The sequence below is a fragment of the Kribbella shirazensis genome (assembly GCF_011761605.1).
Classification (GTDB): Bacteria; Actinomycetota; Actinomycetes; order Propionibacteriales; family Kribbellaceae; genus Kribbella; species Kribbella shirazensis.
Genome location: NZ_JAASRO010000001.1, coordinates 1,254,908 through 1,267,952, shown reverse-complemented (window position 1 = coordinate 1,267,952; position 13,045 = coordinate 1,254,908). Strand labels below are relative to the sequence as shown.

12 protein-coding genes are annotated in these 13,045 nt (G+C 69.0%); 4 read left to right on the top strand and 8 right to left on the bottom strand.

Going from position 1 to position 13,045, the window contains the following annotated elements; translation table 11 throughout:
• Positions 1-87 precede the first annotated feature (87 nt).
• A complete protein-coding gene (locus tag BJY22_RS06175) occupies positions 88-1,533 on the bottom strand; it encodes a pre-peptidase C-terminal domain-containing protein (protein ID WP_167204289.1) in 1,446 nt (481 codons plus the stop codon).
• Between the two features lie 129 nt (positions 1,534-1,662).
• Here BJY22_RS06175 and BJY22_RS06170 point away from each other — a divergent pair, with 129 nt between their 5' ends.
• On the top strand, positions 1,663-2,124 hold the full coding sequence (locus BJY22_RS06170) for a YciI family protein (RefSeq protein WP_167204288.1): 462 nt from the start codon (positions 1,663-1,665) through the stop codon (positions 2,122-2,124).
• Here the strand turns inward: BJY22_RS06170 and BJY22_RS06165 are convergent.
• From BJY22_RS06165 to BJY22_RS06155, 3 genes are read right to left on the bottom strand one after another with little or no spacing between them, the layout of a single operon-like run.
• Positions 2,106-3,287, bottom strand: a complete 1,182-nt coding sequence (locus BJY22_RS06165; protein ID WP_167204286.1) for a zinc-dependent alcohol dehydrogenase family protein — start codon at positions 3,285-3,287, stop codon at positions 2,106-2,108. The two genes, BJY22_RS06170 and BJY22_RS06165, sit on opposite strands and share 19 nt — an antisense overlap.
• The gene (locus BJY22_RS06160; protein WP_167204284.1) at positions 3,284-3,700 is read right to left on the bottom strand and encodes an acyl-CoA thioesterase; all 417 of its coding nucleotides are present in this window, start codon (positions 3,698-3,700) and stop codon (positions 3,284-3,286) included. Before BJY22_RS06160 ends, BJY22_RS06165 begins: the two co-directional genes overlap by 4 nt.
• A gap of 6 nt (positions 3,701-3,706) precedes the next feature.
• Positions 3,707-4,552, bottom strand: a complete 846-nt coding sequence (locus BJY22_RS06155; protein ID WP_238350297.1) for an SAM-dependent methyltransferase — start codon at positions 4,550-4,552, stop codon at positions 3,707-3,709.
• 254 nt (positions 4,553-4,806) lie between these two features.
• Here BJY22_RS06155 and BJY22_RS06150 point away from each other — a divergent pair, with 254 nt between their 5' ends.
• A complete protein-coding gene (locus BJY22_RS06150) occupies positions 4,807-6,144 on the top strand; it encodes an MFS transporter (RefSeq protein ID WP_167204282.1) in 1,338 nt (445 codons plus the stop codon).
• Here the strand turns inward: BJY22_RS06150 and BJY22_RS06145 are convergent.
• The 4 genes from BJY22_RS06145 to BJY22_RS06130 form a co-directional block, all read right to left on the bottom strand.
• On the bottom strand, positions 6,046-7,233 hold the full coding sequence (locus BJY22_RS06145; RefSeq protein WP_337758265.1) for an ABC transporter permease: 1,188 nt from the start codon (positions 7,231-7,233) through the stop codon (positions 6,046-6,048). The genes BJY22_RS06150 and BJY22_RS06145 overlap by 99 nt on opposite strands.
• 107 nt (positions 7,234-7,340) lie before the next feature.
• Positions 7,341-8,030: an ABC transporter ATP-binding protein gene (locus tag BJY22_RS06140; protein ID WP_167204280.1), complete on the bottom strand. Its 690-nt coding sequence runs from the start codon at positions 8,028-8,030 to the stop codon at positions 7,341-7,343.
• Positions 8,027-9,322 carry a peptidoglycan-binding protein gene (locus tag BJY22_RS06135; RefSeq protein WP_167204278.1) on the bottom strand — a complete coding sequence of 432 codons (1,296 nt, stop codon included), beginning with the start codon at positions 9,320-9,322 and terminating at the stop codon, positions 8,027-8,029. The genes BJY22_RS06140 and BJY22_RS06135 overlap by 4 nt, the downstream gene beginning before the upstream one ends.
• A complete protein-coding gene (locus BJY22_RS06130; protein ID WP_167204276.1) occupies positions 9,319-10,371 on the bottom strand; it encodes a hypothetical protein in 1,053 nt (350 codons plus the stop codon). Before BJY22_RS06130 ends, BJY22_RS06135 begins: the two co-directional genes overlap by 4 nt.
• A 113-nt stretch (positions 10,372-10,484) precedes the next feature.
• Here BJY22_RS06130 and BJY22_RS06125 point away from each other — a divergent pair, with 113 nt between their 5' ends.
• Complete coding sequence (locus tag BJY22_RS06125) at positions 10,485-11,195, top strand: response regulator transcription factor (RefSeq protein ID WP_167204274.1); 711 nt, start codon at positions 10,485-10,487, stop codon at positions 11,193-11,195.
• Positions 11,185-13,035, top strand: a complete 1,851-nt coding sequence (locus tag BJY22_RS06120) for a sensor histidine kinase (protein WP_167204272.1) — start codon at positions 11,185-11,187, stop codon at positions 13,033-13,035. Before BJY22_RS06125 ends, BJY22_RS06120 begins: the two co-directional genes overlap by 11 nt.
• Positions 13,036-13,045: the final 10 nt, after the last annotated feature.

Here is a 13,045-nt window from a genome sequence, read left to right as displayed (position 1 = left end):
CGGGTCCCCCCAGACCCGGGGCCGTCGGTCTCGGTGGGATCGACGGCCCCAGGTGGATCAGGTGGCTCGGGCGGCTCGCTCGGGTGGTCAGCCCGCGGTGACGCGAACGGTGTACCTGCCGACGCTGCCGTACGTCGAGTAGCCGGTGTTCAGCGGGTTGCCGTACCCGGTGTTCACGACCCGCAGGTAGTACCGGCCGGCCGCGACCTGGCGGTTGATGCTTGCGCTCATTCCGGTCGGGGTGCTCGCGCTCGACTGTCCGGACGCCGGGTTGGCAGTGGCGAGGACGGTTCCCGCCGAGTTCAGCAACTGGAGTTTGATGTCGAGGTTCGCACCGATCGCGGCCGCGTTCGCGGCGAAGTTGAAGGTGCCGGCCTTGAGATCGATGCGGAACACGTCGACATCGGAGTCGGCGGCGTACATGCCCCGCACACTCGTGCCGAGGGTCAGCGCCTTGGCGGTGGCGGTGGTGTTGCCGTAGTCATCGGCCCGCAGCGTCATGCCGTTCTGGCCCATCACAGTGAAATCGTTCTGCTTGTTGTTGGCCCCGGAGTACTCACCCTTGCTCCACTGGGTGATCGCCTTGGTGTAGCCGGAGCCCATGATCGGCGCCCATGCGCCGTGGCCCCGGTAGTACCCGGCCGACGCCGTACCGTCGTGGCTGAGCCCGACGTTGTGCCCGGCCTCGTGCGACGCAACCTCGGCGATGTTCTTCGCGCCGGTGCCGACACCCTTGGTGAACACCAGTGCCGGCTGGTAGTACGCGTGCCTGCTGGTCTGGTCGTACACGCCGACGTACGCGACCCCGCCGCACCCGCAGCCCGACTGGTACCAGGTCCCCGGGTCGATCAGTACGCGCGTGCCGTAGTAGGCGTCCGACGCATCGGACCGGGTGATCGCCGCAGCGGTCGGCTGCTGCGTGGTCACGTCGACATTGAACGGCGCATAGTCTTCGGCGACGCGGGCCCAGACCTCGTGAATGACGTCCTGTTCGGCAGTACTCCAGGTACTGGTGTTGCCGTTGGTGTCGTACGGCTTGACGGTGACCGTCGAAGGTTTGCCGTTCGTGTTCCACGCTGTACCGGTGATCGTGTGACCGGTGAAGTCGAGGTAGATGACTCGTTTCGATCCGGGCTTGCTGTGTAACTCGAACGCCGGTCCGGTTGCGGACGTGACCGCGGTGGTGGCCCAGCGCGGGGAGGCCGCGGCATCGGCCGCCTGCTCCGTGGCGGTGGCAACCGGCTCACGGTAGAACAGCCGGCCGCCGTCATCGAGCCACGCGGCCTTGTCGGTGGCGAGAGTCTCGCGGAGGTGGTCGATGGACATCTGGTTCCGCTCGGCGACCTCGGCGAGCCGGGACTCGACGCGGGCAAGCGCGGTCTTGCCCGGCAACTCCTGGCCGAGTACCTGCTCGATCGCGACGGGAGCGGGCTGCTGGGCGTCGGCCTGGTTGCCGACGACGACCGCGAGCGCTCCGAAAGCAACAGCGCCGGTAACGGCGAGCGCACCGATCCGGCGGGGGCGGGTGTGCATGACTGGGGTCCTCCTCAGGGACTCCGGAAAACTCAACTTCTGGGCGTGGGCACGCACTGTAGCCTGCTGGAGGGTCCCCCTCGCTGGATCAATTCGAGCCGGGACTCAAGGCCGACTTGGAGGTTTCCGATGCGCTTCATGATGGTGTTCAAGGCGAGCGAGGAGTCCGAGGCCGGGCAGCCGCCGAGCGAGCAGGGCCTGACCGCGATGGGCCTGGTGATGGCCGAGATGGCGGAGAAGGGCGTCCTGCTCGCGGGCGACGGGCTGCTGCCCAGCTCGCACGGCTTCCGGATGCAGCTCGACGAGGGGAAGCGCCGGGTGGTCGACGGCCCGTTCGCGGAGACCAAAGAGCTGGTCGCCGGGTTCTGCCTGATCGAGGTCGCGTCCCGCGAGGAGGCGATGGAGTGGGGCTGGCGGTGCCTCGCGGCGGACGCGCGCACCGGCGGGGATCCCGAGACGACCGGACTGCTGGAGATCCGGCCGGTCGCCACGGCCGACTTCTTCGGCGACAACTACACAGACGAGGCCCGCGACCGGAACGATCAGACGTTCCAGAAGGCCGCCGAGAACCTTCAGAACAGCAGCACCTGACGGATCGACGTACCCGCGGCCAGCTCGTCGAAGGCCTGGTTGAGGTCGTCGAGCCCGACGGTCGCGGTCAGCAGCCGGTCGACCGGCAATCGGCCGGCCTGGTACAGGGCGACGTACCGCGGGATGTCTCGTGACGGCACCGACGAGCCGAGGTACGAGCCCAACACCCTGCGCTCCTCCGCGACCAGGCTGACCGCGGGCACGCTGAACGACTGCGACGGATGCGGCAGACCGACGGTGACTGTGGTGCCGCCGCGGTGTGTCGCGGCGTACGCCTGCTCGAGGACCTTCGCGCTGCCGACCGTTTCGAAGGCGTACTCCGCTCCGCCCGCCGTCGCGTCTCGCACCTGCTCGACCGCGTCGGCGTCGCGCGCGTCCACCACCGCGGTGGCGCCCAGCGAGCGGGCCAGGGCGAGCTTCGACGGCACGACGTCCACGGCGACGATCGGGTGTGCGCCGACGAGTACTGCGCCCAGGAGCGCTGAGAGGCCTACGCCGCCGAGGCCGAAGATCGCGGTACTTCGTCCGGCGCGTACCTGTGCGGTGTTGACCACGGCGCCGACGCCGGTCATCACCGCGCACCCGAACAGTGCGGCGATCTCGGGCGGCAAAGCCGGGTCCATCTTCACCGCCGAACGCGCCGACACCACAGCATGCTCCGCAAAGCCAGACACACCCAGATGGTGGTGAACGTACGCCGGTGAGCCACTGGCAGCCGGGGCCGTGCCGGGAGAGGGGGTGGCGTCGGGCGGTTGGTTGGGGGTGGGGGTGGTGAGGCGGCGGGTGCCGGAGAGGAGGGTGCCGGCGGTGTTGGCGGTGGCGGCTGGTTCGCAGAGGGCGGGGCGGCCGTCGGTGCAGGGGGCGCAGGTGCCGCAGGCGGGGACGAAGGCGCATGCGATCACGTCGCCCGGCGCGAAGCCGGGCGCGTTGGACACCACGACCTCGCCGGTCGCCTCGTGGCCAAGGAGCATCGGCATCACCCGCGGGCGCGAACCGTCGATCACCGACAGGTCCGAGTGGCACAGCCCGGCCGCCCGGATCCGGACCAGCAACTCCCCCGGCCCCGGCGGCGCCAGCTCCACCTCTTCCACGCGCAGCGGCCGAGACTCGGCGTACGGCGCCGGCAACCCCATCTCCCGCAGTACGGCGCCGCGGACGATCATGGCGCGATCCCTTCCAGCGCCGCACGGATCCGCTCGGGCACCGGAACCGGCCGCCGGTCGGCACGCCCGACGAACACGTGCACGAACCGGCCCACAGCCGCCGGCTGCTCCGAATCCTCACGGAACAAGGCGACCTCGTACCGCACGCTGGAGTTTCCCAGCTGACCGCACCGCAACCCGGCGTCCACGACGCCGGGAAACTCGAGCGGTTGCTTGAACGTGCACTGCGAGTCCACGCACAACCCGATCACGTCGCCGCGGTGGATGTCGAGTCCACCCGACCGGATCAGGAAGTCGTTGATCACGGTGTCGAAGAAGCTGTAGTACTCGACGTTGTTGACATGACCGTAGACGTCGTTGTCCTTCCACCGCAGCGTGATCGCCAGGTGGTGCGGGTAGGCGCCACGGTCCATCGCGCGCTACGGCTTGCGGCCGACGCCCACCCACAGGCTGCACATGATGTCGGTGAACTCGCCCTTCTCGACGAGCCGCTCGGTCTCCTCGTCGGGGTACCACCGGAACGGCGACACGACGCCGGGCTCGACGAGCTCGGTGCCCTCGAAGAACCGGGTGACCTCTTCCTTGCTGCGGACCTGCGCCTCGCCGCCGTCGGCCTTGTAGACCACCATCGCCCGCTCCCACAGCTCCGGCGCGAAGTCCGGGGTGCAGTGCGAGAAGATCAGCAGCGAGCCCGGGGCGAGCGGCTCGACCAGCTGGCGGACCAGGTCGTACGGCTTCAGGTGGTCCGGCAGGTAGTGGAAGACGCCGACGATGCTGAGCGCGACCGGCTTGCTGAAGTCGATCAGCTCCTTGACCTCGTCGGACTGCAGGATCGCCTGCGGGTCGATGACGTCGGCCTCGAGGTACGCCGTCCGGCCTTCCGGCTTGCTGACCAGCAGCGCACGCGAGTGCGCGAGCACGATCGGGTCGTTGTCGGCGTACACCACGTGCGCCGACGGGACGATCTCCTGGACGACCTCGTGCAGGTTCGGGCTGGTCGGGATCCCGGTACCGATGTCGAGGAACTGGGTGATGCCCTGCTCGGCGGCGTACCGGGCCGCGCGGTGCATCCACATCCGGTTCGACAGGGCGGCGGTACGGAAGCCCGGGAACGCCTGCAGCAGGTGCTCGGCAGCCTGCCGGTCGATGGCGAAGTTGTCCTTGCCGCCCAAGAAGTAGTCGTACACCCGAGCGCCGTGCGGCCGGTCGAGCTTCAGCTGCTCGTACATTCCCGGGTCGACGTCGGCATCCTGCGATTCAGCCATGAAAATCCCATCCGCGCTGCGGTTCGGAACCGAAGAACCATGGTAACCGGTGCACAACGGACCGTGACACCGGCAGCACGACACTACCGCGCCTGGGCGCTCCTGCCACCAGCTCCGGCGCGCCCCGGAACCGCCTTTACAGAGGATTGACCGGACGGCGTACCTCCACGCAGGCAGAAGTACACCCGTATCGCGTGAAAGCGGCCGATCAGGCACTTCTGCCTGCGTGGCGGTACGCGAACTACAGTGCCAACGTGCGCTTCATCCGCGACCTCGTCACCCTCCTCCACCGCCGCGACTTCCGGCGTCTCTTCGCGGTGCGCCTCACCTCGCAGTGCGGTGACGGGGTGTTCCAGGTCGCGCTGGCGTCGTACGTGCTGTTCTCGCCGGAGCGGGCACCGGACGCCGCGGCGATCGCGGGACTGTTCGCGGTGTCCTTGCTGCCGTACTCGATCCTCGGACCGTTCACGGGCGTCCTCCTGGACCGGTGGTCGCGCCGCCAGATCCTCTTCGGCGCGAACCTGACCCGCGCCGCGCTCGTGGTCGGTGTCGGCGCGATCGTCGCGGCCGGCAACGCGGGTGCGCTCTTCTACCTCGCCGTACTCCTGACCCTCGGCGTCAACCGCTTCCTGCTGTCCGGCCTCTCTGCCGGCCTCCCGCACGTGGTGGAGCGCGACGAGCTGGTGATGGCCAACGCGGTCACTCCGACCAGCGGTACGGCGTCCTTCCTGGTCGGCGGCGGGATCGGTGCCGGGGTGAAGCTGCTCGTCGACTCGGATCTCGTCGTCCTCGGGCTGACCGTCGTGATCTACACCGCCGCCGCCCTGCTCGCCCTCCGCCTGCGCCGCGACCAGCTCGGACCGGACCTGAACGGCGACGAGCCCGGCATCCTCGAGGCGCTCCGCGGCATCGCGGCCGGTCTGATCGACGGCGGTCGGCACCTGCGCGAACGCAAGCAGGCCGCCTTCGGGCTCGCCGCGATCGGCTCGCTGCGGTTCTTCTTCGGGCTGATGACGGTCTCGATGATCCTGCTGTACCGCAACTACTTCTACGGTCCCGGACAACTGGATCAAGCGTTCGGTGGACTCGCGATCGCGACCGGCGCGGTCGGGGCAGGGCTGTTCGTCGCCGCACTGGTGACGCCGTGGGGCACCCGCGTGCTGTCGCTGCGGCAATGGATCACCTGGCTGTTCGTCGGCGCGGCCGTGGTCAGCGCCGTACCGATCGGGTTCTTCACCCAGCCCGCGCTGGTGATCGGCGGGTTCCTCATGGGGATCTGCGCGCAGGGCATCAAGATCAGCGTCGACACCCTCGTGCAGACGGGTGTTGACGACGTGTACCGCGGCCGGGTGTTCTCGCTGTACGACATGATCTTCAACGTCGGGCAGGTCTCCGCGGCGGCACTCGGCGCGGCGATCCTGCCCGACAACGGCAAGTCCTACCCGGTCCTCGCGCTGATCGTGGCCGGCTTCGCGATCACCGCACTGGTCTACTCACGTGCCGCGCAGCGCGGTGATCGGCTGGATGGCGGAGGCCTTCCAGGCGGGGTACGTGCCGGCGACCAGACCGATGAACGCACCCAGCAGGGGTGAGCCGAACGCGAGCCGGTTGTCGAGGATCGGTGTCCAGTCGCGGATCCAGGACACGCTGACGGTCAGGATGACGCCGACCGCCGTACCGAGCAGTCCGCCGAGGAACCCGACGATCACGCTCTCGACCAGGAATTGCACCGCGATGTGTCTTCGCGCCGCGCCGAGCGCCCTGCGCAGGCCGATCTCCGAGATGCGTTCGAGGACCGACAGCAGCGTCACGTTCGCGATCCCCAGACCGCCCACGAGCAATGCGACCGCTCCGAGCAGGAGGAACAGCGCGTTCAGGTCGGACTCGACCCCCTTCCGTACGGCGCCCTGCTTGGGCGGAGCGTCGACGTTCAGGGTGCTGGGGTTGTTCGGCTCGATCGCGATCGGGGCCTGCTCTGCGATCAGTTGGGCCGCGCCGACCGCCGTACGGATCTCGACCGCGTCCGGCGCTTCCAGGTCGTAGGCCTGCCGCGCGGCGCCGTTCGGCATGATCACCGCGTCGTTCAGGTCGGCCCGGCCGGTGACCGAGTCCAGGATGCCGATCACCGTGTACGGCTCGTCCCCGATGAACACGGCCGGCTGCGAGTCCACCCGGTTGATACCGAGCCGCTCGGCGGCATGCTTGCCGAGGACAACTACCTTGTCGGCGCGCTGGTCGTGGCCGTCGTCGAAGAACCGGCCGGTGGTGAGCACCGCGCGGACCGCGTCCCAGAGGCCGGCCGATCCGGCCATCACCTGCAGCGCCTTCCCCGCACCGCCGGTCAGGCCGGTGACGTTCTGGACCAGGTCGTCGCCGATCTGCAGGCTGCTCACCGTGCCGGCCGCTTCCACGCCGTTGAGCCGCTCGATCCGCGTCGGCGCGTCCCACGGCAACTGCGTCGCCGCTTCCCCTTCCTGTCCGCCCTTCTCCTCGGGCTGCACCACGACGCGCGTGGCCGCGGCCAGGTCGAACCGCTGCGTGATCTGTCCCGCCGCCGTCTGCCCGAGTCCGACCGTCCCCACCAGCGCGGCGACTCCGAGCACGGTGCCGAGCGTGGTGAGGATCAGCCGGGTCGGCCGGGCGGCGACACCCGCGAGCGCCTCGTCGAGCAGATCCCGCACAGCGGGCCGGCTCCTCAGGCGCGACCGGGTCTTACCGGATGACGCCCGGCGCAGGCCGCGCCGGGAGGTGGACGGCCCGCCGGTCGGGTCCGGGGGGCCTGCTTGGGTTACCACTGGAGGGTTCCGTCGACGATGCGGACCTGGCGTTGCGCGCGGCGGCTGACGTGGTCGTCGTGGGTGATGACTGCCAAGGTCATGCCCCCGGCGTGCAGTTCGTCGAACACCTGCAGGATCGCCTCCGCGTTCGCGCTGTCCAGGTTGCCGGTCGGCTCGTCCGCGAGCAGGAGGCTCGGTTCCGCGACGAGAGCCCGCGCGATCGCCACCCGCTGGCGTTCACCACCTGACAGCGTGGTCGGTGCGAACTCCATCCGGTGCGCCAGTCCAACCCGCTCCAGCGCGACCCGGGCGCGCGCCATCCGCTGCCGCCGCGGCACCCCGACGTACACCATCGAGAGCGCCACGTTCTCCAGTACGGTCCGATGGTCGAGGAGATGGAACGACTGGAACACGAACCCGATCCGCTCCCCCCGCAGTACGGCGCGTCGTCGCTCACGCAGGCTCATGGTGTCCACGCCGTCGAGCCGGTAGACCCCGCCCGTTGGGTTGTCCAACAACCCGAGCAGGTGCAGCAACGTCGACTTCCCCGACCCGGACGGCCCGACGATCGACAGGTACTCCCCCTGCCCGATGGTCAGGTCGACACCCTTGATCGCCTGTACTTCGGGCGGTCCGGGAAAGAACCGCCGTACGCCGATCATCTCGACGACCGGCGCCGGCAGAGCGACCGCGGTACTCATCGCCCCACCACCACTTGATCGCCCTCGGACAACTTCGCGTCGCCCTTCGGCGTCACCTGCGCGAACCCGTCCGCCGACAGCCCGACCGTCACCGGGACCAGCTCGATCTTCCCGTTCCGCAGCACCTCGACGCGCGAAGCACCGTCCGACCCGGACGACAGGGCAGCCACCGGTACGGCGAGAACCTTGCCGCTGGTGCTCTTCACCGGGATCGTCACCCGGACGTTCGCGTCTCGTAGCAGGGCCAACTGGCTCGCGGTCAACGCGTTCGGGGCGACCACGACGTCGTACTGGTTCCCGTTCTTGGTGACCCGCCGGACCTTCCCCGCGACCGACACGCTCTCGCCGAGGTCGAGGGTCGCCGCCATCCCGGCCTTCAGGCGCTGCGCGGTCTCCGCGTCGACCTTGACCGTGACGACCAGCGACGCTCCGCTCGCCGACATCACGACGCCGTTCACCGTCCCGCCGCGCTCGACCTTCACCTCGTCGACGCGGCGCGGCAGCGTCTTCACGTACACCACTTCGGACACCGGCAACGGTGTACCGGCCTTGAACTCGGCCTCGTTCTGCGCTTCCTGGGCGTCCGCCAGGTTCTCCTCTGCGTCGTCCACCGCCCCTTGTTGCACGGAGGTGTCCTTCGCCTTGGCGTCCTTGGCTGCCTTCAGTTGCGACTCTGCTTGGCGGAGTTGCTTCTTCGCCGCATCGACCTGCTTCTTGGCCTGGTCGACTGCCTGCGTGAACTGCTCGTCCGCGACCGGGGCCTCGTAACCGGCGCTCTCGTACAACTCCTCCACCGCGGCCGACGTGTCGAGCGTGTACTCGTCGTCGACGGTCCCCGGGTCGTACCCGAGTCGCTCGAGCGTCTGCTCCAGCTGCAGCACGTCCGGTCCCTTGCTTCCCGGCGACAGCGTGCGGTACATCGGCAGGACACCGGCCAGCCCGATCACCGGTCGCCCGGTGATCTCGAGCAGTGCCTTGCCCTCGGTGAGCGTCGATCCGACCGCCGGCACCTTCCCGGTGACGATCGGCGCGGTCTTGATCCCGCTGGTCTCGACGCGGATGTTCACTGCGCCGTCGAACGACGCGTCACCACGACCGACCACCTTGCTCGACAGCGCCTTCCTCGCCACTGGCACGGTGATCTGGGACGCCTTGGGCGGTGCGGTCTTCGCAGCCGCGTCCTCCGGCGAGGTGATCCGGCTGCCTGCGGCGACCCCGATCCCGAGAGAGACGGTGGCGACCGCGGACACCCCGACCAGGACGCGGCGGCGCGACTTGGGCGAAGCGCTCACCGGTTCGCCATCTCGTCGCGGTACGCCTCGAGCTCGGCCTTGTGCTGGTCGACGAACTCCTTCTCGGCCTCGTACTGGACCTTCTTGTACGCCTCGTCGTACCCCTTGGCCTTGCACTTCTGGTCCGCCACGGCGAGATCGATCTCGGACTTGCGCAGCTCGGACAGCTTCGCCGAGTCGACCTTGTCGAACGACGGCGGGCCGGTGACCGTCTTGGTCGGGCCGTTCTTGGACGGCGGCGTGGCGCCGGTCAGCTCGTCCAGCTTCTTCTGGATCTGCTCGCGCGGATCGTCGACCTTCTTGAGTCCGGCGTGCCCGGCGTCGGCCATGCAGTCGGTCCAGGCAGTGGTCGCGTCCACCACGCGCTGGTCGGTGTCGATCCGCTTCTGCAGCGCCTGGATGTCCTTGAAAAGGCTGTCGAACTTCTTGAAGTCCGTCTTCCGGTCCGCGCCGTACACCTCCTTGACCGCCTTGCCCCGGCAGCCGAGGTCCGCCTCCCCGCTCGTGCTCGGACCGTCGCCCTCACCCTGGACCACGATGGCGCCGTTGCCGGTCGCGTTCGGCCCGTTGAGCGCCTTGTCGTAGGCCTTCTGTGCCGTCGGGGAGAGCGCGTTGCGGATCTTGGTGTTCGGGTTCGAGTCGTCTTCTCCGGCCTTGGACCAGTCGATCGTGCTGATTCCGTACCCGTACTGCTCGGCGAACTTGTCCGGCGGCAGGTTGAACGCGTCGGCGAACTTGCTCTTCGCGTTCTGTTCCGGCGGTACGGCGACGTACTCGAAACCGGCCGTCTGCATACAGGCCGCGGTGGCGTCCTCGACCTTGCGCTGCTTGGCCAGCTCCTCCTCGGACGGCTGCTGCGGACCGCCGGCGCGCATCGCGACCCTGAACCCACCACCGCCGGACGAGCTGACGAAACCTTCGCCCATGTACTCCGCGAGCGGGCTCTTGTCGCTGTTCTGATCCCCGGACGCGACCGGGGCCTTGTCGTTCCCGCAGGCGGCCAGCGCCAGGACCGCCACCAGGGCGAGTGCTGTTCTCGAGGTCTTCATGGTGCTGGAGCGTGCCGCCGGGGCGGTGAAGAACCTGTGAAGGACCGGTTTGCACCCGATGCTCTCAGCGGATCTTCACAGGATTCTCATCTACTTCGGCGACATTGAAGACTATGCCGGCGCGGATCCTGGTCGCTGAAGACGACCTCAAACAGGCGGAGCTCATCCGGCGGTACCTCGAGCGGGAGGGCCACCTGACCGTCGTCGTGCACGACGGGCGGGAGGCGATCGACGAGGCCCGCCGGCTCAGCCCGGACCTGCTGGTACTCGACGTGATGATGCCGAAGGTCGACGGTCTGGACGTCTGCCGCGTGCTGCGGGCGGACTCCTCGAACGGTACGGATGTGCCGATCATCATGCTGACGGCCCGCTCCACCGAGGACGACCTGCTGCTCGGCCTCGACCTCGGCGCGGACGACTACCTCACCAAGCCGTACAACCCGCGCGAACTGGTGGCGCGGGTCCGGACGGTACTGCGGCGTACGCGCAGCCGGGCCGAGGGCGAGGTGTACCGCGTCGGCGAACTGGAGATCGATCCGGGCCGGCACGAGGTCCGGCTGGGCGGGAAGCTGATCGAGCTGACGCCGGCCGAGTTCAAGATCCTCGCCTGCCTGGCGGCCTCGCCGGGACGGGCGTTCTCGCGGCAGCAGTTGCTCGAGCACGCGTTCGGCTTCGACCACTACGTGTTCGACCGGACCGTCGACGTCCACGTGATGAATCTGCGGAAGAAGATGGAGCCGTCGCCCGGCGTACCGGCGTACCTGAGGACCGTGTACGGCGTGGGGTACAAACTCGCGGACAAGGTGGCGTCCCATGCGTCGTAGCGTGCTGGTCCGCTTTCTCGCGTTGTCGCTCGCGGTCGCGCTCGGCGCGGTGATCGCCACGGCGGTGATCGCGACGTACAGCACGTCGGAGAAGCTGCAGGGCGAGATCGACGCGAACACGGGACAGTTGCGCGTCGACGGCCAGATCTACGGCGAGCTGGCGAAGTACGCCTCGGACCATCCGACCTGGTCGGGGGTGGACAAACTGGTGCACGAGCTCGCCGACCGGCTCGGCCGGCGGGTCGCGGTCACCACCGAGAACGGCTCGGTGATCGCGGACTCGGCCCGGATGCTCGGCGCCGCGCCGGAGCTTCCCTCGGTGCCGGCGGCAACCATCGACGCCCGCAGCGACGGCGTGCCGAAGGCCGCCGGGTCGCTGGCCGTGTTCTCGGCCCGCAAGACCGTCGCCGCCGGCGGCTTCGTCTCGACCGCGGCGGTGGCGCCGCCGTTCGTGATCTATCCCGACTGGGGAATGACCGAGGAGGAGCGGAAGGAACGCGAGAAGCTGGCCCAGCAGGCGGTCGACTGCTACGCGGCGAAGGGCAAGACCGCGAGCGTCAAGCAGTCCGCCGGGAGTGCCCCGCAGGTGATGCTCGAGACCACGCAGTCCCCGACCGGTGTCCAGACGCTGGAGAAGCCCGGAACGCAGGCCAACGACGAGTGCATGCCGCCAGGCCTGAACGCACCCAGCGCGAAGGCCAAGATCGTCAACGAGGACGAGATCCAGCGGGCGATGACGTGTCTCGACACCGCCGGGCTCACCTACACAGTCAACGACTTCGACGGCCTGAAGGCCATCGAGCCGAAGACCAAGGACGAGTGGAGCGACACCTTCGTCGACTGCGCCAACCAGGCCCGGGTGGCGGCGCTCACGCCGTACGTCGCTCCGCCCGCGAAGCTGTACCTCGGGGCGAAGAGCACGTTCGACGTGTTCTCCGGCGAGGGACTGTTGCGGACGGCTGCGACCGCGCTCGGGGTGTTGCTGATCGCGGCGCTGGTGATGATCTTCGCCGGACGCCGGCTGGTCCGGCCGATCGTCGCGCTGACCGGTGCGGCGCAGCGGATGCGGAACGGCGACCACGCGGCGCGCGTACCGGTGAGCGGGAAGGACGAGGTGGCGCGGCTGGGGCATGCGTTCAACGACATGGCCGAGTCGATCCAGCGGCACGACTTCCAGCGCAAGGCGATGGTCAGCGACGTCGCCCACGAACTACGGACGCCGCTGGCGAACATCAAGGGCTACCTGGTCGCGTCGGAGGACGGCGTGGTGCCGCTCGATCGTGAGCTGGTGAGTTCGCTCCTGGAGGAGACCGGTCTGCTCGAGCACCTGGTCGCCGACCTGCAGGACCTGGCGCTCGCGGACGCCGGCATGCTGCGACTGCACCCCGGTGAGCGAGACTTGTCCGAGGTAGCACAGCAGGTCGTATCAGCCCACCGGCCGGCTGCTGAAGCGGCTTCGATCACCCTCACATGCACAGCTGCCGTGCCCTCACCAGCAGTCGTGGACAGCGCCCGCATTCGTCAAGCTCTGGGCAACCTGGTCGCGAACGCCATCCGGTACACACCACGAGGCGGCCAGGTGCTGGTCGGCGTACAACGCGTGGACAACGGCTACAACCTGACCGTCACCGACAACGGCATGGGGATCGCGGCCGAGCACCTCCCGCACCTGTTCGACCGCTTCTACCGCGCCGACGTCTCCCGCACCCGCACCACCGGCGGCAGCGGCCTGGGCCTGGCCATCACCAAACACCTGGTGGAAGCCCACCAAGGCCACATCACCGTCACCAGCAACCCCGGCACCGGCTCCACCTTCACCATCTGGCTCCCCGCCGGCTGATGCCGGTCCG